This window comes from Streptomyces sp. NPDC040545 (genome assembly GCF_055595065.1).
In genome coordinates, this window is sequence record NZ_JBVIWA010000025.1 from 83,769 (window position 1) to 105,233 (window position 21,465).

Sequence of the window (21,465 nt, forward strand, 5' to 3'; positions counted from 1 at the left end):
GGGGGGGGGGAGGGGGGGAAGGATGAAAGGTGGGGGCGAAACAGAAAACGAGAAGGCGGGGGGGGGGGGGGGCCCCCCCCCCCCCCCCCCACGGCCGTTCACGTGGTCACCGCAGCCGCTACGGCGCTACGGCGCTACGGCGCTACGGCGCTACGAGCCGAGGATGGTGGTGAGGAACTCCCCCGTCCAGGCCAGCAGCTCCCGCCCGACCACCGGCTTCCCGCCGATCTTGCCCGCCTTCGGGCGCGGGACCAGCACCTGCGAGGTGGCGGACTTGAGCACCGTCCCCGGGTAGAGCCGCTTGAGCCGCAGCTCCTGCGACTCGCGCAGCTCCACCGGCCCGAACCGGACGTTGTTGCCCTGCAGGGTGATGTCCCCGACCCCGCAGGCCCGGGCCAGCATCCGCAGCCCGGCCACCAGCAGCAGGTTCTCCACCGGCTCCGGCAGCTTGCCGTAGCGGTCGGTGAGCTCCTCCCGTACGGCCTTGATGTCCGCCTCGGAGTTGGCGGAGGCGATGGACCGGTACGCCTGCAGGCGCAGCCGCTCGCCCGGCGCGTAGTCGTGCGGGACGTGCGCGTCGACCGGGAGCTCGATCTTGACCTCCAGCGGCGGCTCCTCCTCCACCTGGCCCTCGACCGCGGCCCGGTAGTCGGCCACGGCCTCGCCGACCATCCGGATGTAGAGGTCGAAGCCGACGCCCGCGATGTGACCGGACTGCTCGCCGCCGAGCAGATTGCCCGCGCCGCGGATCTCCAGGTCCTTCATCGCCACGTACATGCCGGCGCCCATCTCGGTGTGCTGGGCGATCGTCGCGAGCCGCTCGTGCGCGGTCTCGGTCAGCGGCTTCTCCGGCGGGTACAGGAAGTACGCGTACCCGCGCTCGCGGCCGCGCCCGACGCGTCCGCGCAGCTGGTGCAGCTGGCTCAGGCCGAAGTTGTCGCCGCGCTCCACGATCAGGGTGTTGGCGTTGGAGATGTCGATGCCCGACTCGACGATCGTGGTCGAGACGAGCACGTCGAACTTCTTCTCCCAGAAGTCGACGACGACCTGCTCCAGGGCCTGCTCCGACATCTGGCCGTGGGCCGTCGCGATCCGCGCCTCGGGCACGATCTCGCGCAGCTTGGCGGCCGCCCGGTCGATGGACTCGACCCGGTTGTGGATGTAGAAGCACTGGCCCTCGCGCAGCAGCTCGCGGCGGACGGCCGCGCCGATCTGCTTCTCCTCGTACGGGCCGACGAAGGTCAGGACCGGGTGCCGCTCCTCCGGCGGGGTGGTGATCGTCGACATCTCGCGGATGCCGGTCACCGCCATCTCCAGGGTGCGCGGGATCGGGGTCGCGGACATGGTGAGCACGTCCACGTTGGCGCGGAGCTTCTTCAGCTGCTCCTTGTGCTCCACGCCGAAGCGCTGCTCCTCGTCGACGATGACCAGGCCGAGGTCCTTGAACCGGGTCTCCTGCGAGAACAGGCGGTGGGTGCCGATGACCACGTCCACCGAGCCCTCCTGGAGGCCCTCCAGGGTGGCCTTGGACTCGCTCTCGCTCTGGAAGCGCGAGAGCGCCTTCACCTTGACGGGGAACTGGCTGTAGCGCTCGGAGAAGGTGCCGAAGTGCTGCTGCACGAGGAGCGTCGTCGGGACGAGGACGGCGACCTGCTTGCCGTCCTGGACCGCTTTGAATGCGGCTCTCACAGCAATCTCGGTCTTGCCGTAGCCGACGTCACCGCAGATCAGCCGGTCCATCGGGACCGACTTCTCCATGTCCTCCTTGACCTCGGCGATGGTGGTGAGCTGGTCGGGCGTCTCCGCGTACGGGAAGGCGTCCTCCAGCTCGCGCTGCCAGGGGGTGTCCGGCCCGAAGGTGTGGCCGGGGGCCGCCATGCGCGCGCTGTAGAGCTTGATGAGGTCGGCGGCGATCTCCTTGACCGCCTTCTTCGCGCGCGCCTTGGTCTTGGTCCAGTCGGCGCCACCGAGCCGGTGCAGGGTCGGGGCCTCGCCGCCGACGTACTTGGTGACCTGCTCCAGCTGGTCGGTGGGGATGTAGAGGCGGTCGCCGGGCTGGCCGCGCTTGGCCGGCGCGTACTCCACCAGCAGGTACTCGCGGGTGGCGCCCTGCACCGTGCGCTGGACCATCTCCACGTAGCGGCCCACGCCGTGCTGCTCGTGGACGATGTAGTCGCCGGCCTCCAGGGTCAGCGGGTCGATGGTCTTGCGGCGCCGGGTCGGCATCCGGCCGAGGTCCTTGGTGGCGGTGCGCTGGCCGGTCAGGTCGGTCTCGGTGAGGACGGCCAGGCGCAGCACCGGGTCGACGAAGCCGTTGTCGATCGAGCCGCAGGCGACGTGGACCAGGCTCGGTTCCAGGGCGCGCAGTTCCGGCTCCAGCCGGGCCGCGATGCCCTCGCCGCCGAGCACCTCGACGGTACGGGCGGCCGGGCCGTGGCCCTCGGTGAGGTAGACGGTGTGCCAGCCGTCGGCGATCCAGCCCTTGGTGTCGGCCAGCGCCCGGGCGGTGTCGCCGCGGTACGCCTCCGGGGCGCGCATGCCGAGCTTGAGGGTGTCGCTGCCGCCCGCGCTCTCGTCGGCGGCGAAGGGGGACACCGACCACCACATCATGTCCAGCTCGCGGGCCCGGTCGCGGACTTCGGCGATCCCGCGCAGGGAGGCCGCGCCGACGTCGATGGGGGCCTCGCCGCCGCCCGCGGTGGCCGCCCAGGAGGCCATCAGGAACTCCTGGCTCGTCGCGACGAGGTCGGCGGCCCGGGTCCGGACCCGCTCGGGGTCGCAGACCACGGCCATGGACCCGGCGGGCAGCACGTCGATCAGCAGTTCCATCTCGTCGACGAGGACCGGGGCGAGGGACTCCATGCCCTCCACGGCGATCCCCTCGGCGATCTTGTGGAGCAGCTCGCCGAGCTCGGGGTGGGCCTCGGCGAGGGCCGCGGCCCGCTCCCGTACCGCGTCGGTCAGCAGCAGCTCGCGGCAGGGCGGGGCCCACAGCCCGTGCTCGGCGATCTCCAGGGAGCGCTGGTCGGCGACCTTGAAGTAGCGGATCTCCTCGACCTCGTCGCCCCAGAACTCGATGCGCAGCGGGTGTTCCTCGGTGGGCGGGAACACGTCCAGGATGCCGCCGCGCACGGCGAACTCCCCGCGCTTCTCGACGAGCTCGACCCGCGCGTACGCCGCCGCGGCCAGCGCCTCGGTGATCTCGCCGAGGTCGGCGCCGCCGCCTTGCCGCAGGCTGACCGGGACCAGCTCCCCGAGCCCCTTGACCTGCGGCTGGAGCACGGACCGGATGGGCGCCACGAGCACGCTCACCGGGCCCGCCGCCGGGTCGTCCTTGCTCGGGTGCACCAGGCGGCGCAGGACGGCGAGCCGGCGGCCCATGGTGTCGCTGCGCGGGCTGAGGCGCTCGTGCGGGAGCGTCTCCCAGGACGGGTAGTCCACCACCTCGTCGGGCGGCAGCAAGGAGCGCAGCGCGGCGGCCAGGTCCTCGGCCTCGCGCCCGGTGGCGGTGACCGCCAGCACGGTCCGCCCGGTCTGCCGGGCCAGCGCGGCGATCGCGAAGGGCCGCGCAGCGGCGGGGCCGACCAGGTCCACGTGCATGCGCTTGCCGTCCCCGGCCGCGGTGACCGCCTCGGTGAGGGCGGCATCACGGGTGACGGCGTCGAGCAGTCCGTGCAGGCTCATGAAAGAGGCTTTCCGTCCGGTGAAGGTCTGAAGGTGTGCGGTGCGGTGGAGCAGTGCGGTGCGAGGGCAACGCGAAGGGCCCGACACGTCGCACGGGCCGGGGGTTCCCACCCTACGACGACGCCCCTCGCGCCGCTTTACGATGTTCCTGTTCTGACTGTCCGAGCTCGCCGTGTCGTCTTCCGCCGGGGAGACACTGCCTCCGGAGGAGCACGAGTCCGTGACGAGCGATGCGATAGCCCGCCCGGCGCCGGTGGTACCGGCATCCGCGAAGCCGGACCGGTACGCCTGGGCGCCGCCCTGGCTGGTGGCCGCCGCTCTGTTCACCGTCTACCTCATCCTGTCCGTCGGGCGGTTCCGGCGGATGGACTGGGCCTCCTGGGACCTCGGAATCTTCGAGCAGGCGATCCGCGCGTACGCGCACCTCCAGGAGCCCGTCGCCGACCTGAAGGGGCCGGGGGCCAACATCCTCGGGGACCACTTCAGCCCGATCATCGCGCTCGTCGCCCCCGTCTACCGGGTCTTCCCCGGGCCCGTCACCCTGCTGGTCGTGCAGTCGGCGCTGTTCGCGCTGTCCGCCGTGCCCGTCACCCGGGCGGCCGTACGCTTCCTCGGCCGGGCCCGCGGGCTCGCCGTCGGCATCGCGTACGGGCTCTCCTGGGGCATCCAGCGGGCCGTCGAGTTCGACTTCCACGAGATCGCCTTCGCCGTGCCCCTGCTGGCCTTCGCCCTGGAGGCGGTGCTCGCCCGGCGCTGGCGGGCCGCCCTGCTGTGGGGGCTGCCGCTGGTCCTCGTCAAGGAGGACCTCGGCTTCACGCTCGCCGCACTGGCCGTGGTGGTGGCCTGGCGGGCCCGCGACGGCAACCGGCGGACCGCCCTGACCGCGCTCGGCGTCGCCGCCGCGGCCTGTGTCTTCGCCGTCCTGGTGTTCACCGTCCTCATACCGGCCTTCGCCACGGCGGGATACGGCTACTGGGACAAGATCGACGGCGCGGGTCCGCTCGGCGGCATCGGCACCAAGCTCACCACCCTGGCGTGGGTGCTGATCCCCACCTCCGGGCTGCTCGCGCTGCGCTCGCCGCTGCTCCTGGTGGCCGCGCCCACCCTCGGCTGGCGGTTCCTGTCCGGGGACGACCACTACTGGTCCACCGACTGGCACTACAGCGCCGTCCTGATGCCCGTCGTGGCCCTCGCCCTGGTCGACGCCATCGACACCGTCCGGCGGAGCGAGCGGCCCTGGCTGCGCTCGTACGCCCTGCAGCTGCCGACCGCCGTCCTGGCCGCCGCCCTCGCCCTGAGCGCGACCGCCATGCCGACGGCCAAGCTCGCGGAGGCCCGTACGTACGAGAAGCCCGAGCGGGTCACCGCGATCGAGCGGCTCCTGGACCGGATCCCCGACGGGGCCACGGTGGAGGCCGACACCACCCCGCTGACCCGGCTGACCTCCCGCTGCCGCGTGCTGTGGATCGGCGGCAGCAAGGGCGTGGTCCCCGACTGGATCACCATCGACAACTCCTCCAAGTGGGCCGGCGAGGACCCGACCGGCTACGCCCGCCAGCTCCACCCCGACGAGCGGTTCACCCTGGTGGGTGAGGCCGGCGGCATCGTCCTGATGCAGCGGCAGTGACGGGAGAGCCGGCCCGGAAACGACGCCGGTCCGGGACCCTGAGGTCCCGGACCGGCATTCCCCCGAACGAACGCGGGCCGGTTACTCGCTCGCGATCGCGTTCAGTACGTTCATCCGCCCTGCCCGGAAGGCCGGGACCAGGGCGGCGAACAGGCCTACGAAGGCCGAGGCGGCGAACACCCCGAGGATCGTCGGCCACGGGATCTCCAGCACCTTCAGGCCCTGGAGCGCCAGCAGCTGCTGCGCGCCGATCCCCCAGCCCATGCCGAGCCCGAGGCCGAGCAGGGCGCCGAAGAGGGCGATGACCACCGACTCCAGGCGGATCATGCGGCGCAGCTGGCGGCGGGAGAGGCCGATGGCGCGCATCAGGCCGATCTCGCGGGTCCGCTCGACCACCGAGAGGGCCAGGGTGTTCACGACGCCCAGGACCGCGACGACGATCGCGAGGCCGAGGAGCCCGTAGACCATGTTCAGCAGCTGGCCGACCTGGTCCTGCAGGGCCTGCTTGTAGTCGGTCTGGTTGCGCACCTTGTACTGCGGGTACTCGGCCATCGCCGCCTTGACCGACTCGTACGCGGTGGCGTCGGACTTACCGTCCTGCGCGCTGGCCAGCAGCATGAAGGGCAGCGGCAGCTGGTCGGCCGGGACGTGGGCCCGGGCCGTCTCGGTGCTGATGTACTTCATGCCCTTGTCGATGTTGCCCTCGTCGCTGGTGATCGCGGCGACCTTCAGCTTGGCCGTGCTGCCGCCGGTGAAGGCGACCGTCAGTTCGTCGCCGGCCTTGACGCCGTGCTTGGCGGCGTACTCGGAGCCGACCGACATCGCGTTCGCCCCGTACGCGGCGGCGTGCTCGCCGGCGACCATCTTGCGCCGGATGTCCTTGGCGTACGTCGGGTCGGTGGCGCCGAGTCCCTCCTCCACGGTGGTGCCGTCGGGAGCGGTGACCTTGGCCGGCACCTCGCGGTAGGCGGTGACGTGGTCGAGGCCCTTGGTGCCGCGCAGGGCCTGCTCGGCCTGCGGCAGCACCGGCTGGCCGGTCTCGGAGTTGACGATGTAGTCCGCGCCGACCGACTTGTCGAGCTCCTCGGTCGCGGAGGCCACCATCGAGGAGCCGACCACCGACAGGCAGGCGACCAGCGCGAGGCCGATCATCAGCGCGGCGGCGGTGGCACCGGTGCGGCGCGGGTTGCGCAGGGCGTTGCGCTCGGCGAGCCGGCCCACGGACCCGAAGGGCCGCAGCACCACGCCGGAGAGCACCCGCACCACGCCCGCGGCGAGCAGCGGGCCGATCACGATGAAGCCGATGAGGCTGAAGACGACGCCCAGGCCCAGCCAGAGCGATCCCGGTCCGGCCTCCTCGGCGGCGGTGGCGAGGTAGATCCCCGCGCCTCCGATGCCGGTGAGGACCAGGCCGAGGACGGCGCGGACGACGCCGGCCTTCTTGTCGCCCGGGGTGCCGGACTCGCGCAGCGCGGCCATCGGGGAGACCTTGCCGGCCCGGCGGGCCGGGATGAAGGCGGAGACGACGGTGACCTTGATGCCGAGGTAGAGGCCGATGACCGGGGTGGTCCAGGCGATCGTCAGGTCGTCGGTGGACAGGTGCATGCCCATGGAGCCCATGAGCTGCATCAGGCCGATGGCGAGGCCGATGCCGGCGCCGATACCCAGGACCGAGCCGACGATCCCGAGGAGGAAGGCCTCGAAGACCACGGACTTCAGGATCTGCCCGCTGTCGGCGCCGATGGCGCGCATCAGGCCGATCTCGCGGGTGCGCTGGGCCACCAGCATCGAGAAGGTGTTGAAGATCAGGAAGATGCCGACGAGGAAGGCGATCCCGGCGAAGCCGAGCATCACGTACTTCATGACATTGAGGAAGGAGCCGACGTCCTGGCGGTTGGCGTCCGCGGCCTCCTTGGCGGTCTGCAGCTTGTACGTGTCCGCGCCGACGGCGGCGGTGACGTTCCGCTTGAGCTGCTCGTCGCTCACGCCGTCCTTGGCGGTGACGTTGACGTGCGTGAAGGAGCCGGGGGAGCCGAGCAGCGCCTGCTGCGCGGTGGCCGTGTCGAAGTAGACGACGGCCGCGCCCGGGTTGGTCACGGTGAAGGTGGCGATACCGGTGATCCGGGCGCGGATGTCGCCGGTGATGGTGATCGTGCGCAGTTCGTCACCGAGCTTCAGGTGGTGCTTCTCGGCGGTGTCGGCGTCGACCATCATCTCGGTCGGGCCGCGCGGAGCGTTGCCCGAGGTGATCTTCATGGACTTGTGCTCGTTGTCGTTCCAGCTGCCCGCGATGGTCGGGGCGCCGGTGGTCGAGCCCAGGTTCTCGTTCTTGGTGTTGACGACCGTGACGGACATCGACACGACGCCGCCCTCGGCGCTCTTGACGCCCTCGGCCTTGCGCACCTGCTCGACGGCCGAGCCCGCCAGGACCTCGGGGCGGCCGCGCTGCGGGGTCTCCTCCCCCTCCTCGGCCTCCTTCGGTGTGACGGTCACATCGGAGTTGGTGACGGCGAACAGCTTGTCGAAGGTGGTGTTCATGGTGTCGGTGAACACCAGGGTGCCGCAGACGAAGGCGACGGAGAGCATGACCGCGACGGCGGAGAGCGCCATCCGTCCCTTGTGGGCGACGAAGTTGCGCCGCGAGGTCTTCAGGACGGTGTTGCTCATGAGGTCCGCCCGCGCGCGTCGAAGTCCTTCATGCGGTCCAGGACCTGGTCGGCGGTGGGACCGTACATCTCGTCGACGATCTTTCCGTCGGCCAGGAAGATGACGCGGTCCGCGTAGGAGGCCGCCACCGGGTCGTGCGTGACCATGACAATCGTCTGGCCGAGCTCGTCCACCGAGCGACGCAGGAAGCCGAGGACCTCGGCGCCCGCCCTGGAGTCCAGGTTTCCGGTCGGCTCGTCGCCGAAGATGATCTGCGGGCGGGCGGCGAGGGCGCGGGCGACCGCCACGCGCTGCTGCTGGCCGCCGGAGAGCTCGGTCGGACGGTGCTTGAGCCGGCCGGCGAGGCCCACCGTCTCCACGACCCGGTTCAGCCACTCCGCGTCGGGCTTGCGGCCCGCGATGTCCATGGGGAGCGTGATGTTCTCCAGGGCGTTGAGCGTGGGCAGCAGGTTGAAGGCCTGGAAGATGAAGCCGATCCGGTCGCGGCGCAGCTGCGTGAGCTTCTTGTCCTTCAGCCCGGTGATCTCGGTGTCGTCCAGGTGGATCTGGCCGCTGGTCACCGTGTCGAGACCGGCGAGGCAGTGCATCAGCGTGGACTTGCCGGAGCCTGAGGGACCCATGATCGCGGTGAACTGGCCGCTCATGATGTCCACGTCGACGTCGTCGAGGGCGACGACACGCGTCTCCCCGGAGCCGTAGGCCTTGACGACCTTGCGCGCCCGGGCCGCGACGGCTGCATGCCCTCCAGTACCCCCGTGCCTGGTTTCGGTCATAGCCGTTGTCACGGTCTTTCTCCCTCTTCGAATGCGTGCGTGTGCGTGCGTGTGCGTGCGTGCGTGCGTGTGCGTGCGTGTGCGGGCCTGCGTGCATGTGCAGGCGCCTGCGTACGTCCGCGTCGGTGTGCGACTGTGCGCTCGTCGCCGTCATGAAGTCTCCGCCGGGCGGAGGCGCGGCGCGCTGGTGCCCATCGCCGTATCCGCCCGGGGGTTAACCCCACCCCCCGGCCTGTGGTGCGTAGGTTCCAGTTAAGGAGACGCCCGGGCCGCTCACGTCCTCCGCCGGGAGGAACGACCCCTGGCCCGTTGTGCGGAGGGACCCTTAGGGGATCTGCACCCTTCGGCGTACGAACCCTGGGGGATACCGCCCGCCACCCGGCGGTGAGATGGTGTTCCCCGCAGTTACGTGCAGGGGGAAGGAATCTGGGTGGCATCGGCGGAGAGCACCGGCGCGGGCCCGGACGGCATACCCTCGGGGCCCGCGGCCGATACCACCGGGGCCGGGGCTCCAGCTGAGGACGCGGCCGGCGGCGCGCCCGCGGCCGAGCCGGCCGCACGACCGCCGGCCCCGGTGGTCGCCTCGCTGATGCTCGGCATGGCCCTCGTCGCCCTGGACAGCACCATCGTGGCCACCGCCGTCCCGCAGATCGTGGGCGAACTCGGCGGATTCTCCGTCTTCTCCTGGCTCTTCTCCGGCTACCTGCTCGCGGTGACCGTCACCCTGCCCGTCTACGGGAAGCTGTCCGACACCTTCGGCCGCAAGCCCGTCCTGCTCTTCGGCATCGGCCTCTTCCTCGCCGGTTCGCTGCTGTGCGCGTCCGCCTGGAACATGGCCGCCCTCATCGCCTTCCGCATCGTCCAGGGCCTGGGCGGCGGCGCCCTCCAGAGCACGATCCAGACCCTGGCCGCCGACCTCTACCCGCTCAGGGAACGGCCGCGGATCCAGGCCCGGATGTCCAGCGTCTGGGCCACCTCGGCCGTGGCCGGCCCGGCGCTCGGCGGACTGCTCGCCTCGTACGCGCACTGGCGCTGGATCTTCCTGATCAACCTGCCGCTGGCCGGACTCGCCCTGTGGATGATCGCCCGTCACCTGACCGAGCCCGTCCGGTCGCCCGGGCGCCGGGGACCGGTCGACCGGGCGGGGGCGCTCGCCGTCTTCGCCTGCGGCGGACTGCTGCTCTTCGCGCTCGTCCAGGGCGGGGTCGCCTGGCCCTGGCTGTCCGCGCCCTCGCTCGGGCTGCTGGGCGCGAGCGCGCTGCTGGCCGTCGTCGTGGTCCGGGTGGAACGCCGGGCCGAGGAACCGATCCTGCCCGGCTGGGTCTGGCGCCGGCGCACCATCGCCGCCGTCAACCTGGCCATGGGGGCGCTCGGCCTGCTGATGGTCGCCCCCATGGTGTTCATGCCGACCTACGCGCAGTCCGTGCTGGGCCTCGGCCCCGTCGGTGCCGGCCTGGTCATGTCGGTGATGACCCTGAGCTGGCCCGTCACCGCCGCCTGCAGCCAGCACGTCTACCGGCGCATCGGCTTCCGCGACACCGCGGCCGTCGGGATCGCGCTGGCCGCGGTGATCCTGTTCTCCTTCACCCTGCTGCCCTACCCCGCCCGGCCCTGGCAGCCCGCACTGATCATGCTGCTGCTGGGCGGCGCCCTCGGCCTCTTCCAGCTCCCGCTGATCGTCGGGGTCCAGTCCACCGTGGGCTGGGCCGAGCGCGGGACGACGACGGCCTCGGTGCTGTTCTGCCGGCAGGTCGGCCAGAGCGTGGGCGCCGCCCTGCTGGCCGCCGTCGCCAATGCCACCATCGCCGCGCGCCTGGCGGACGCCCCCGTACCCGGCCTCCCGGAGCACCTGGACGACGTGGCGAAGGCACTGGACCGGCCGGAGCTGCTGCCCGCTGCCGCCGCCGGCTACCTGCGCGAGGCCGTGGCCGCCGCTGTCGAGCACATCTTCCTCGGCGCCACGGCGGCCGCCGTGGCCGCGCTGCTGGTCCTGCTGCTGGTGGCACCGCGCCGGTTCCCCGTCCTGCCGGAACTGCGCGAGCAGCAGGCGGAGTAGACCGTCTGCGGAAAGTCGCCTTGTCATGGCCGGGCCATTGGGTAACCCTCGTGCCAGGACCGTTTCCGGGGGGACGACGACATGGCATCCGCACTCTGCGCACTCGCGTTACTGGCCGCGCTGGCCGGCCCGATCTGCCTGCGGCTCCGCCGCAGCCCGGGCTTCATCACCGGCCGCGACGGCCGCCTCTCCACCTCGACGGCGCTCGCCCTCGCCTGGACGGTGATCCTGGTCTGGCTGCTGCTGGCGATCCTCGGCTACGGGCTCACCGCGGGCGGCGGCATCGCGTACTTCCGGGGCCCAGACGGCCCGCTGTCCACCCTGACGACGGTCTACCTGCCGCTGCTCGGCGGCCCGTACGTGGCGCTGATCGCCGCGAAGGCGGTCGTCGGCCTGCGCGTGGAGCACGGCAGCATGGCCAAGCCCGCCGCGAAGCCGACGGCGTCGGGCCGGCGTCCGCTGCGGGAGCTGATCGCGAACGACAGCGGGCGCACCGACCTCGTGGACCTCCAGTACGTCGCCCTCAGCGCGGTCACCATGCTGTACGTGGTGCTGTTCTACCTCGCGGACGCGGGCGGCGGACTCCCGCGCCTGCCTGCCGAGATGTGGGCCCTGACGGGCGCCCCGGCGGGCGCTTACCTGGTCAACAAGATGGCCGTCCGCGCCAATCCGGTGATCACGCACGTTGCGCTGGAGGACGGCCGCCTGACGGTCGAGGGCGGCGGTTTCGCCCCGGACCCGGCGGGCCCGCCGACCCTCCTCACCGTCGACGACGCCCCCGTTCCGGCACGGGCCGACCCCCTGACGGGCGCCCTGACCGCCACTCTCCCGACCCCGGGGACAACCCCGTTCACGGTGGTCGTCACGGCACGCGGCCTGCGCAGCGACCCGTACCGCTACGAGCCCCTGGCGAAGCCCCCCCTCCCCGCCCAGCAGCAGCCGCAGCCGCAGCCGCAGCCGGCGGGCTGACCCGTGCCGTCCCTCCTGAAGCCGTCCTGGCGCGCACCCTGGCGGATGTGGCTCCAGCCCGCGCACGCACGCGAGCGGCACGCCGAGATCCCCACGGCCTACGGCACCTACACGCTGTTCCGGGAACCCGGCCCGCGACTGACCGCCGGCGCCAGGGCCGAGGCGTGGGAGCGCTGGCAGTTCCTCCTGGGCGAGGAAACCGTCCTGGAGATCGACGACGCCGCGCTGCCGTGGCAGGGCATCCGCAAGCGGCTGCGCCGCGGCGTCCACGGCCGCCTCGACGGCGTGCCGTTCACGGCGCGGGCCGCGGGCAGGTCGCTGCGGCCGAGCCGCCGCGGCATCCGCTTCCGCCTCGACGACGGACGGATCCTGTCATTCACGGCGCGCCCCTTCCACATGCGTCTCGTCCGGGAGACCGGCGGCGAGGACGAGGTGCTCGCGCGCACCCGCGCCGACGGCTGGGAGACGCACCGGCTGGACCGGGGCGAGGTGGCCCTCCTGTGCTTCATCACCCTCTCGGGCGTGGACCAGCTCCTCGGGTCTCCGCTCCAGGAGGTCTTCTAGTCGCCCTTGTGGCGGGCGTAGTACCGGGCCACCCGGGCCCGGTTGCCGCAGACCGATGCCACGCACCAGCGGCGCCGCGGGTGCGCCGGCAAGAAGAGCAGGACGCAGTCGTGGGCCTCGCACGCGCGCACCTGCGCCACCCGGGGGTCCGTCAGCAGCTCCGCGACCGCCTCGGCCAGCTCCGCCGCGAGCCGCCGGGCCGGATCCGCGGGCCGGTGCGCGCCCGCGGTGATCCCGCCCGCCCCCGTCCAGGCCAGCACGCGGTGCGAGGGCGCCGCGGCCAGGGCCTCGTTCAGCGCGGTGAGCGCCCCGGCCGGGGGCCGCTCACCGCGCCGCACGGCGTCGAGCGCCGGGCGCGCGGCCTCCCGTACGGCCCGTACGGCGGCCACCTCGCCCTCGCCCACGACGTCGACGGGGGTCAGCCGCCCGGCCTGCGCGGCCAGCCAGGCCGCGAGCCCCGCCGGGTCGGCGACGAGTTCGCCGGACTGCGCCGGGAGGTCCCCGGCAACGAGGAGCGCGTCCGGGGGCTCTTCACCCTGGAGGGCACCCGCTTCCAGTACGAGACCGGCGTCGCCGACACCGGCCTCCTCTCCCCCGACAGCTGGACGCTCGACGTGCACCACCTCGCCCTGCCGGGCCGCGCCGACGCCCAGGCCGACCGCGCCTTCGACTACGCCTCGAACTTCGCCCACTACCCCGCCTGGCAGGCCTGGCTGCGCGCCGCCCGGATCCCGGTGCTGGTCGTGTGGGGCGCGGGCGACCCCTTCTTCACCCCGGCGGGCGCGAAGGCCTACCTCCGCGACGCCCCGGAAGCCGAGGTGCACGTCTTCGAGGGCGCGGGCCACTTCGCCCTGGAGACCCACCTCCCGCAGATCGCCCCGCTGATCGAGGAGTTCCTCACCGAACTCCCCTGACACGACAGGGCTTTACATATCGCCGGCATCACGTAGTCTTCCCCTCGTCAGCAAAACAGTGTCTGGGGGAAACAGTAATGCTCGGTGTCATGCTCGCCGCCGCCACCGCCGTCATCGCCACGCCCGTCGCCGGGCTGCTCGGCCACCGCGCCGTGCGGCGCTCGGCGAACGCCGCACTCATGCGGATCGACGCGCCGACCGGCGTCGACGAGCAGGGCTTCGTCCGCATCGGCGGAATCGACCAGTGGATCTCGATCCGCGGCGAGGACCGCACCAACCCCGTGCTCCTGGAGATCCACGGCGGCCCCGGAGCGGCCAACTCCCCCTACGGAGCCCGCACCCGGGAGTGGGAGAAGCACTTCACCCTCGTCCGCTGGGACATGCGCGGCGCCGGCCTGACCTTCGCCCACGCCCCCGCGGACCAGGGCGGACCGGTCACCTTCGCCCGGCTCTACGAGGACGCCCTGGAGGTCACCCGGTACGTCCTGGACCGGATGCGCGTGGACCGGGTGGTGCTGATGCCGAGCTCCTTCGGCACCACCTTCGGCCTCCGGCTGGCCCGCAACCACCCCGAGCTCTACTCCGCGTACGTCGGCACCGACCAGAACGTCCAGGAGGCGGGCCGGGACACCTCCGCCTACGAGGGCACGCTGGAGCGGCTGCGGGCCGCCGGCAGGACCAAGGACGTGGCGGCGATCGAGGCGATGGGATCCGACCCCCGGCACTGGACCTCCGCGCAGCGGTCCTCGTACGACAAGCTGTGCGCCGGCAGCGACCCGCTGACCCTGGACACGGTCAAGAAGGTGATCATCGGGTCGCTGTGGCTGTCGCCGCTCTACACCCTCGGCCGGATCAAGGCGTACTTCGGCGGTCAGAGCTTCTCGGAGTCCGTCACCGAGGGAGCGTCGGAGTTCGACGACCTGGCCGACGGAACGCGCTTCGAGATGCCGTTCTTCATCTTCCAGGGAGCGCTCGACGTGATCACCCCGGCGGCGCGCGCCAAGGCGTACTTCGACGCCGTCGAGGCACCGGTCAAGGCCTTCGAACTGATCGAGGGGGCCTCTCACTTCGCCGCGCTCCGCCGCCCGGACCGCTTCCTGGACCTCCTCCTGACCCATGTCCGTCCGGCGGTCACCACCGCCGGCCGTCAGGGAACGGCCACCGCCACGGCCTGAGTCCGTAACGGTCCGTCAGGAGTGGCTCTCCAGCGGCTCCGCCGGGGACTGAACCGGTCGATCGACCAGTCCGTTCGTACACGGGGGCCACCATGCGCACGGCCCGGACCAGTTGGAGAACCCGCGCTCTCGGGGCCGCGGCCCTCGCCGCGCTCCTCTCGTCCACGGCCTGCAATCCAGGAATCGCGGACACCAAGAACCCCACCACCCCGACCCCGGCGGCCACGCCGACGACCGCCCCGAGCACGCCGGGCACGGCCGGCACGCCGCAGCCCGGCGCCAGTGCCGGTGCCGGTGCGAGTGCGAGTGCCGGTACCGGTACCGACGGCACGGTGGCCTGCAACGACAACGACCTGTCGATCACCACATCGGTCTGGCGCCAGGACTCGGGGCAGCACCTGCTCATCACGGCCACCAACTTCACCGACAAGCCCTGCACGCTCTACCACTACCCGTACATCGGCTTCGGCCCCGCCATCGACGGCCCGCTCGACCCGATGGGTTCCGTTCCACGGGCGATCGCCACGATCGGGCCGAAGGAGAAGGCGTACGCGGGCCTGTTCCTCTTCCGGGGGAGCGAGCGGACGGTCGCCGTCGAGGCGGTGTCCCTCGGCTACCAGGACCGCGCCCTCCACAGCAACAAGGAGTCGGCGATGCTGGACGTCGCCCTGTCCAAGGAGATCGGCTCGCTCGACGTCGCGTCCGACGCCCGGGTCACGTACTGGAACCGCGACCTCGGCGCCATCGAGGACCTCCTGTTCAGGTCGGGCACCCGCTAGAACGCGGACCGTCCGGGTGTCGGCCCCGCCCGGCCCCCGGACCGTCCATGTCCTAGCCCTCCGCCGGAGCCCGGCCCGTCAGCGCCGCCAGGCTGGAGCGGACGTGGTTCATGTGCGCCCGCATCTCCTCCGCCGCCTCCCCGTGCTCCCGCACGATCCCCCGCGTCTCACGCCCGATCCGCTCCTCCGCCACCCGCGCCTGCGCGACCAGCTCGGCGGCCCGCGCCTCCGCGTCCTCCTGCCCGTGCCGCGCCGACTCCTCCGCCTCGGCGAACTCCCGGCGCGCCTCCGCCAGACGGGCCTCGGCGTACCGCTCCAGCTCCGCGTGACGCGCCTCCAGGTCCGCCTCCCGCGCCGCCAGCTCCCGCTCCGCCGCCTCCCGGCGCTCCGCCTGCTCCTGCTCGCGCTCCGCCCGCTCCGCCTCCACCCGCCGCCGCGTCTCCGCCAGCGCGGCCGCCGCCTGCGCGCGCCACGCCGCCGCGTCCTCCCGCGCCGCCGACCGCACGTCGTCCGCCTCGCGCTGCGCCCGCAGCAGTCCCTGCCGGGCCCGGACCTCCGTCTGTTCGCGCACCGCCTCCGCGTCGCCCCGCGCGAGCTCCGCCACCCGGTCGGCGCGTGCCTCGGCCGCGCCCAGCGTCGCCGAGGCGTCCACCCGCGCGTCCGTCCGTACGGCGTCCGCCTCTTCCTCCGCCAGCAGCAGGATCCGGCGGGCCCGCTCGCTCAGCTCGTCGTACGTCTGCGGAGCCAGCGCGGAGACCGCCGCCCGCAGCCGCGCCGCGTCCGCCTCCATCTGCTTGGCCAGGACCGTCAGCCGCGCCACCCGCTCCCAGGCCTCGTCCCGGCTCCCGGAGAGCCGTGCGAGATACCGGTCGACCTCTTCCATGCGGTAGCCACGACCGCGCACGGTCGCAAAGGGTGCACTCATCCTGGATGCGCCTCTCTCGCGGGGATTCCCGTCAAGGATGCGCCATTTGATCCCAGAAGCCGGAATGGCCGGGCCGAGACCCTGTTCGAAGGTCCCGACCCGGCCATCCAGCCGATCACACGATCACTCGATCAGCCGGTCAGAGCAGTCCGTCCCACATCTGCTCCAGCAGCACCGACCACCAGCTCTCCGGCGAGGACAGCGCCGCGCTGTCGAGCCCCGCCAGATTCGCCTGGAAATCGACGGTCCAGCGCCCCGCCTGCTCCGGCGTCAGATGCTGGCGCAGCCGCCACATGTGACCCAGCATCGCCAGGGACCGTGCGAACTGCGGCAGGCTCGAATTCACGAACTGCGGCGGTACGGGAGCGCCTCCCGGGCCGCCTTCCACCGGCACCGCCACGATGTGCGCGGTGCCGTACTGCACGCACAGCGCCTTGCCGAAGTCGCTGCCGACGACGAGGTACGAGCCCGCGTCCGAGGCCGGCTGCACCCCCCGCTGCTGCGCCAGCTCGGCCAGCGTCGGCACCGGCTGGCCCGGCACCGCCTGCGCCCAGAAGAACGGCCCGAAATCGACCGGCAGACCCGACCACATCAGCGTCTGCGCCACGATCTCCGGCACACCCTGACGGGACACCGCCCGCTGGTCGAAGCGGAACACCCCCTGGGGACCGAACGCGGCCGTCAGCTCCTGCGCGATCGCCTCCAGGGGGATCGCCGGCTGCAGCGGGACCTGCGGCAGCGGCGCCCGTACCGGCGCGGGGCGCGCCGGACCGTCCGCCACCTGGTGCAGCTCGCCCTGGTGCGTGAGCAGGTGCCGCATGCCCTGCTGACGGCCCGCGTGATCCTTGCCGTACGGGGCCACGCTCGTGATCCGCACCTGCGGCCAGGTCTCCCGGATCATCCGGGCGCAGTAACCGCCGGGCAGCTCACAGGACTCCAGCTCGGTGTGCAGCTCCAGCACCTGCTGCGGCGGCACGTTCATGGCGCGCAGCTCGTAGAGGATCTGCCACTCCGGGTGCGGGGTGCCGGGCGCCGAGCGGCGGATGAGCTGCTGCTCGGAGCCGTCGGGCGCACGGTAGCGGAGCACGGCCTGGTAGCCGGGGCCGACGGTGGGCGCACCGGTCGGGGCCGGGGGCTGCGCCGCGCCGGGACCGGGGCCACCGGGCACGCCGGGCGGCGGGCCGGGGGGCCCGGGCGGCTGCACCATGGCGGGGCCGGCCAGCATCGTGGCGGCATGGTCGAGCCCGCCACCGGGTGCGCCGGGCGCACCGGGGGCCGCAGGCGCACCGGGCGGACCCGGAGGCTGCGGTACGCCGGGACCCGCGAGCATGGTGGCGGCGTGATGGGCCCCGCCACCGGGAGCCCCGGGGGCCCCGGGCGGACCGGGAGGCGCCGGCGGCTGACCCGTGACGGCCGGACCGGCCAGCATCGTCGCGGCATGATCGAGCCCACGGCCCAGCGACCCGGGAGCACCGGGAGCACCGGGCGGACCGGGAGGACCGGGAGGACCGGGAGGCTGGGGCGCACCCGCGCCCGGAGCACCCGGCGGACCGGGAGGCGCGGGCGGCTGACCCGTGACGGCCGGACCGGCCAGCATCGTCGCGGCATGATCGAGCCCACGGCCCAGCGACCCGGGAGCACCGGGCGGACCGGGAGGCGCCGGCGGCTGACCCGCGCCCGGAGCACCGGGCGGGCCGGGCGGGCCGGGCGGCTGCGGGACACCGGGTCCGGCCAGCATCGTGGCGGCGTGGTGCGCCCCGCCACCGGGAGCCGCGGGCGCACCGGGCGGACCCGGCGGCGTCGACGGTGTCGACGGCCGGGAGATCCGGGCCTTGCTGGTCGGCGCGTCCGCGATGTCACTCGCAGCCGAACCGCCCTGCGAACCGCCTTGCGAACCGCCTTGCGAGCCGCCCGCCGCGTCCCCCGGCGAACCCAGCGCCGGCACGACCGCAGTCCTCGGCAGCTGGCTGCCGCCCGGCATCAGCGTGGTCTTCGCCTCCGGGGCCACCCCGGACGACGGCGCGTCCTCCAGGTCCGACCCGGACAGCGGCGGCGCGAACACGGTCGCGGGCAGCGGTACGGAGGCGTCGTCCGTACCGGAGTTCACATCGGTGCCCGCCCAGGGTGTGGCACCGATCGGCACCGCGGGCGCGGCCGGAGCCGGGGCAGGTGCGGAACCCGTCGCCGGAACCCCGTCGTTGGCCGTGGGCTCGTACGGGATCTCGCCCCCACGCCTCAGCGGCACGGCCTCGACGGGCGCCGGCGCCGGTGCCGGTGCCTCGGGAGCCGACGCGGGCTCAGGCCCGGCCACGACGTCGGCGGGCGCGGCCGGAGCCGGCGTGGGCGTCGACCTCGGCGCGATCCCCGCCCGGTCCGCGGCCTCCTGCAGCCACTCCGGCGGGCTGAGCATGAACGACGTCTGTTCCGAGTCGATCCGCGGCTGCGGGACCGAAGCCTCCGAAACGGCCGCGGCCACGGCCCCGTACTCCTCCTCGTACCGGCGGATCACCTCACCCACCGGCAGTCCCGGCCACAGCGTCACCTCCCCGCTGTCCCGCGCGATGACCAGCCGCTGCCGCCCACCCCCGGACACGGGACCGGCCGCGCGGTCCTCCGCCCACACCACGAACCCGAGCCCGAACTCCCGTACGCGCACCTCGCGGTGCTGGTACGCGGGCACGTCCCCGTTGATCCACTCCTCGGCGCGCTCCTGCGCCTGCGCAAACGTCACCATCGCGCGCTCACCCCTCCACCGGTGCCGAACCCGACACCGGAACCGAACGTGCGAATCCGCCGTCCACCATCAGACCGGCCACCGTCTCCAGCTCCGGCGGGTTACCGGCCAGCCTCTCGAGGAAGGCGTCGAAATCAGCACCGCACGGCAGCAACAACCGCTCCACGCGCTCCTGGACCGACCAGCCGTCCCGGTCACGGGCATCGTCGTACGGGGAGAACCACACCGAGCCGATGCCCTCACCCTTGACCTTCAGCGCGAGCAGCCCGCCCTGGGCGAAGGCCACGCACAGGTAGTCCTTCGTCAGGTGGTCCCGCAGACACTTGTTGACGTACACCAGGTCGTTGACCGCCGCCTCCTCACGCACCGTGAAGAACGGCTGGTCCACCAGCAGACCGAGGTCCACGTCCAGGCCCGCGCCCACCGGCGCGCAGCCGCCCGCGGCCTTCAGGAACGAGCGGTACGCCTCGGGCAGCCGGTAGCCGAGGTCCTCCTCGACACCCTGCACCTGCTCCTCGGCGACCGACACCACCGACTTGGGCAGCCCCAGGTGTGCCGGGCGCACCTCCTGCAACGGCCGCGTCCCGCGCTTGTCGTGGTCGACCGGAGCCGTCGCCAGGCCCGCGTGATGCCGCAGCAGGGCCTTCACCTCGACCGGGACCAGCTCCATGCGCCGCGAACCCGCCACGTGGTGCCAGGTCCAGCCGTGCGGGGTCGCCACCGGCCCGACCGTGTCCCACAGCTCGTGCCCGGCGGCCTTCATCGCCGCGTTCGCGGACACGTAGTCCGTGAGCCGCAGCTCGTCCACGCCGAAGCCCTCCGGCGGTTCGGCGATCTCCACCGCCGCGCGCGCGTAGGCGGAGAAGTCCGGATGCCCATTGCCGTCCATCCGCACCCCGTGAGGATGCCGAGCGGCCCGGACCGGGTCCGGGAAATGCACGACCTGCCCCGAGTAAGCGGCGTTGGGTGGCGCGGCCTGCTGCCCGAGCCGACCTGTCGTCATGGCGGTAGCCCCCTGCTGGATCTGGCTGGTTCACCACAGCCTATGCGCTGGGGCAAGAGCCTTACCCGCGCCCGACCGGCGCACCCGCCCGAGGGCCAGGAACATCCGAATTGATACGAATATTCGACCCAGCTTCCGCATGACAGGTGACGTTTGACAGGCTGTCCCCGCGGCACGGGGGCGTGCGCGACAGCGGTCACCACCGCCGCCACGGGAGGGAAAGCGCGACCATGCACCACACGGCAACACGTACAGAATCCGGCGACACCGCGCCGAACGCACCAGGCGCACCCGGCGCGCCCGGCCCCACAGGACCGGCCGGCGAAGCCGCCGGCCCCGCCGGCGACCCCCGCCTGCGCTGGAGCAGCACCGACGGCCGCCCCGCCGTGCCCGTCCTGCGCTTCCGCCGGGACGGCATCCTCCCCACCGTCGCCGCCGCCCTCTCCGTACGCGGCGAAACCCTCACCAGCACCGCCGGCAAGGCCGATCAGCCGCCCGTGCTCCACCCGCTCGTCCAGGACTTCCTCGACACCCTCACCAGCGGCCAGCGCGAACGGTTCACCGGCCGGTGCCCCGAGGCGATCCTGCTCTCCCGCCACCTCACCGCCGTCGAGGGCGCCCGCTCCCGGCGCGCCTCCCGCAAACCGCTCTCCCCGACCGAGGCCCGCCGCTCCCTCAAACACGCGAAGATCACCGCCCGCCGCATCCGCGAGGACGGCGACCCCCTCCACGGCAGCTACGCAGCCCCCTGCCGCTCCTGCGAAGCACTCCTCGCCCACTTCGGCGTACGCTCCGTCGACCTCACCCCATCCGAGTAGCCATGACCACCGCCTCCGCCTCCTACGACCGCTCCTCGGCCACCCGGTTCCCGGTCGCCGTGGACTCCGCCCTGCGCACCGCCGGCTGGGAGCCCGGCCGGTGGGACATCAAGCAGGCCGAGTACTGGGCCGACGCCCTGCGGGACCACACCACGCCCGCCGGACACCGGCACACCGTCTTCCCCGCCGCCGTCGAGGCATGGGCCGAGTTCGGCGGGCTGACGGTCGCCGGGCAGGGCCCCGGCCGCCAGATCGCCCCGACGCCCGTCCGGATCGACCCGCTCACCGGACTCCACCTCGCGCGCACCTTCGCCGACCTCGGCCGGGCCCTGTCCACCCAGCTCTGCCCGCTGGGCGTCGAGGCCGACGGCGCCTCCCACCTCGCGCTCGACCGCGAGGGCCGCGTCTACGGCATCGACCACACCGGCGACTGGTACCTCGGCTCCAACGTCGACGAGGCCCTCACGCTCCTCCTGACGGGTCTCCAGCCGACCCGCCTGACCACCTAGCTCGGGCGGGTCGGTGGTGCCGGGTCACTGCGCGGCTCGGCTCCGGCCGGTCGGTGGTGCCGGGTCGCTGCCCCGGACCCCGCGCCTCAAGCGCCGGCGGGGCTGGGTGGTGTGGGTCGGTGCCCCGCCGGAGTGTCTCCTCGGCTCGCGCGGTGCGGCATGTCGCGGTGGTGCCCGGTGGTGCGCGCTCGTCCTGCGGGGACACTCCGCCGTGTCCCCGCCCCACGGCAGGGCTCCGGCAGTGCCCCGAAGCCGCCCCGGCGCGTGG

Annotated in this window: 16 protein-coding genes; 9 read left to right on the forward strand and 7 right to left on the reverse strand. The window is 73.1% G+C overall.

Going from position 1 to position 21,465, the window contains the following annotated elements; translation table 11 throughout:
• Window positions 1–150: 150 nt before the first annotated feature.
• Window positions 151–3,684: a transcription-repair coupling factor gene (gene mfd, locus ACZ573_RS33575; RefSeq protein ID WP_471311776.1), complete on the reverse strand. Its 3,534-nt coding sequence runs from the start codon at window positions 3,682–3,684 to the stop codon at window positions 151–153.
• 220 nt (window positions 3,685–3,904) lie between these two features.
• On the opposite strand from mfd, the gene ACZ573_RS33580 reads away from it, so the two are divergent.
• Entirely contained in the window at window positions 3,905–5,311 is a 1,407-nt protein-coding gene (locus tag ACZ573_RS33580) for a DUF2079 domain-containing protein (RefSeq protein WP_471311779.1), read from the forward strand.
• Window positions 5,312–5,392: 81 nt separating this feature from the next.
• Here the strand turns inward: ACZ573_RS33580 and ACZ573_RS33585 are convergent, their stop codons facing one another.
• Window positions 5,393–7,978: an ABC transporter permease gene (locus ACZ573_RS33585; RefSeq protein ID WP_471311782.1), complete on the reverse strand. Its 2,586-nt coding sequence runs from the start codon at window positions 7,976–7,978 to the stop codon at window positions 5,393–5,395.
• A complete protein-coding gene (locus tag ACZ573_RS33590; protein ID WP_382549434.1) occupies window positions 7,975–8,751 on the reverse strand; it encodes an ABC transporter ATP-binding protein in 777 nt (258 codons plus the stop codon). Before ACZ573_RS33590 ends, ACZ573_RS33585 begins: the two co-directional genes overlap by 4 nt.
• Window positions 8,752–9,181: 430 nt before the next feature.
• Between ACZ573_RS33590 and ACZ573_RS33595 the strand changes: the two genes are divergently transcribed.
• The 3 genes from ACZ573_RS33595 to ACZ573_RS33605 all read left to right on the forward strand — a co-directional run bounded on the left by ACZ573_RS33595 (window position 9,182) and on the right by ACZ573_RS33605 (window position 12,340).
• Window positions 9,182–10,807 carry an MDR family MFS transporter gene (locus ACZ573_RS33595; protein ID WP_471311786.1) on the forward strand — a complete coding sequence of 542 codons (1,626 nt, stop codon included), beginning with the start codon at window positions 9,182–9,184 and terminating at the stop codon, window positions 10,805–10,807.
• A gap of 81 nt (window positions 10,808–10,888) precedes the next feature.
• Entirely contained in the window at window positions 10,889–11,776 is an 888-nt protein-coding gene (locus ACZ573_RS33600) for a hypothetical protein (protein ID WP_471311789.1), read from the forward strand.
• Window positions 11,777–11,779: 3 nt separating this feature from the next.
• A complete protein-coding gene (locus ACZ573_RS33605) occupies window positions 11,780–12,340 on the forward strand; it encodes a hypothetical protein (RefSeq protein ID WP_471311792.1) in 561 nt (186 codons plus the stop codon).
• Here ACZ573_RS33605 and ACZ573_RS33610 read toward each other — a convergent pair.
• Window positions 12,337–12,960, reverse strand: coding sequence for a CGNR zinc finger domain-containing protein (locus tag ACZ573_RS33610; protein WP_471311795.1), 624 nt, complete (start codon window positions 12,958–12,960; stop codon window positions 12,337–12,339). The two genes, ACZ573_RS33605 and ACZ573_RS33610, sit on opposite strands and share 4 nt — an antisense overlap.
• Here ACZ573_RS33610 and ACZ573_RS33615 point away from each other — a divergent pair.
• From ACZ573_RS33615 to ACZ573_RS33625, 3 genes are all read left to right on the forward strand, one after another.
• Window positions 12,955–13,254 carry an alpha/beta fold hydrolase gene (locus tag ACZ573_RS33615; protein ID WP_471311798.1) on the forward strand — a complete coding sequence of 100 codons (300 nt, stop codon included), beginning with the start codon at window positions 12,955–12,957 and terminating at the stop codon, window positions 13,252–13,254. The genes ACZ573_RS33610 and ACZ573_RS33615 overlap by 6 nt on opposite strands.
• Window positions 13,255–13,331: 77 nt before the next feature.
• Complete coding sequence (locus ACZ573_RS33620; RefSeq protein ID WP_471311801.1) at window positions 13,332–14,429, forward strand: alpha/beta fold hydrolase; 1,098 nt, start codon at window positions 13,332–13,334, stop codon at window positions 14,427–14,429.
• A gap of 92 nt (window positions 14,430–14,521) precedes the next feature.
• A complete protein-coding gene (locus ACZ573_RS33625; protein ID WP_471311804.1) occupies window positions 14,522–15,208 on the forward strand; it encodes a DUF4232 domain-containing protein in 687 nt (228 codons plus the stop codon).
• Window positions 15,209–15,260: 52 nt separating this feature from the next.
• Here the strand turns inward: ACZ573_RS33625 and ACZ573_RS33630 are convergent, their stop codons facing one another.
• The 3 genes from ACZ573_RS33630 to ACZ573_RS33640 all read right to left on the reverse strand — a co-directional run bounded on the left by ACZ573_RS33630 (window position 15,261) and on the right by ACZ573_RS33640 (window position 19,870).
• Window positions 15,261–16,133 carry a DivIVA domain-containing protein gene (locus ACZ573_RS33630; protein WP_471311807.1) on the reverse strand — a complete coding sequence of 291 codons (873 nt, stop codon included), beginning with the start codon at window positions 16,131–16,133 and terminating at the stop codon, window positions 15,261–15,263.
• Window positions 16,134–16,272: 139 nt separating this feature from the next.
• On the reverse strand, window positions 16,273–18,867 hold the full coding sequence (locus ACZ573_RS33635; RefSeq protein ID WP_471311810.1) for an SUKH-4 family immunity protein: 2,595 nt from the start codon (window positions 18,865–18,867) through the stop codon (window positions 16,273–16,275).
• A gap of 7 nt (window positions 18,868–18,874) precedes the next feature.
• Window positions 18,875–19,870: an SMI1/KNR4 family protein gene (locus tag ACZ573_RS33640; protein ID WP_471311813.1), complete on the reverse strand. Its 996-nt coding sequence runs from the start codon at window positions 19,868–19,870 to the stop codon at window positions 18,875–18,877.
• Between the two features lie 230 nt (window positions 19,871–20,100).
• Here ACZ573_RS33640 and ACZ573_RS33645 point away from each other — a divergent pair, with 230 nt between their 5' ends.
• Window positions 20,101–20,688: a YwqJ-related putative deaminase gene (locus ACZ573_RS33645; protein ID WP_471311816.1), complete on the forward strand. Its 588-nt coding sequence runs from the start codon at window positions 20,101–20,103 to the stop codon at window positions 20,686–20,688.
• A 2-nt stretch (window positions 20,689–20,690) separates the two neighbouring features.
• Window positions 20,691–21,197 carry an SUKH-3 domain-containing protein gene (locus tag ACZ573_RS33650; RefSeq protein ID WP_471311819.1) on the forward strand — a complete coding sequence of 169 codons (507 nt, stop codon included), beginning with the start codon at window positions 20,691–20,693 and terminating at the stop codon, window positions 21,195–21,197.
• Window positions 21,198–21,465: the final 268 nt, after the last annotated feature.

Excerpts from the sequence above, each read along its gene's own strand:
- mfd (WP_471311776.1), bottom strand. The coding sequence starts at position 3,684 with ATGAGCCTGCACGGACTGCTCGACGCCGTCACCCGTGATGCCGCCCTC.
- ACZ573_RS33590 (WP_382549434.1), bottom strand. The coding sequence starts at position 8,751 with ATGACCGAAACCAGGCACGGGGGTACTGGAGGGCATGCAGCCGTCGCG.
- ACZ573_RS33650 (WP_471311819.1), top strand. The coding sequence starts at position 20,691 with ATGACCACCGCCTCCGCCTCCTACGACCGCTCCTCGGCCACCCGGTTC.
- ACZ573_RS33635 (WP_471311810.1), bottom strand. The coding sequence starts at position 18,867 with ATGGTGACGTTTGCGCAGGCGCAGGAGCGCGCCGAGGAGTGGATCAAC.
- ACZ573_RS33620 (WP_471311801.1), top strand. The coding sequence starts at position 13,332 with ATGCTCGGTGTCATGCTCGCCGCCGCCACCGCCGTCATCGCCACGCCC.
- ACZ573_RS33625 (WP_471311804.1), top strand. The coding sequence starts at position 14,522 with ATGCGCACGGCCCGGACCAGTTGGAGAACCCGCGCTCTCGGGGCCGCG.
- ACZ573_RS33645 (WP_471311816.1), top strand. The coding sequence starts at position 20,101 with ATGCACCACACGGCAACACGTACAGAATCCGGCGACACCGCGCCGAAC.
- ACZ573_RS33640 (WP_471311813.1), bottom strand. The coding sequence starts at position 19,870 with ATGACGACAGGTCGGCTCGGGCAGCAGGCCGCGCCACCCAACGCCGCT.
- ACZ573_RS33585 (WP_471311782.1), bottom strand. The coding sequence starts at position 7,978 with ATGAGCAACACCGTCCTGAAGACCTCGCGGCGCAACTTCGTCGCCCAC.
- ACZ573_RS33600 (WP_471311789.1), top strand. The coding sequence starts at position 10,889 with ATGGCATCCGCACTCTGCGCACTCGCGTTACTGGCCGCGCTGGCCGGC.
- ACZ573_RS33630 (WP_471311807.1), bottom strand. The coding sequence starts at position 16,133 with ATGAGTGCACCCTTTGCGACCGTGCGCGGTCGTGGCTACCGCATGGAA.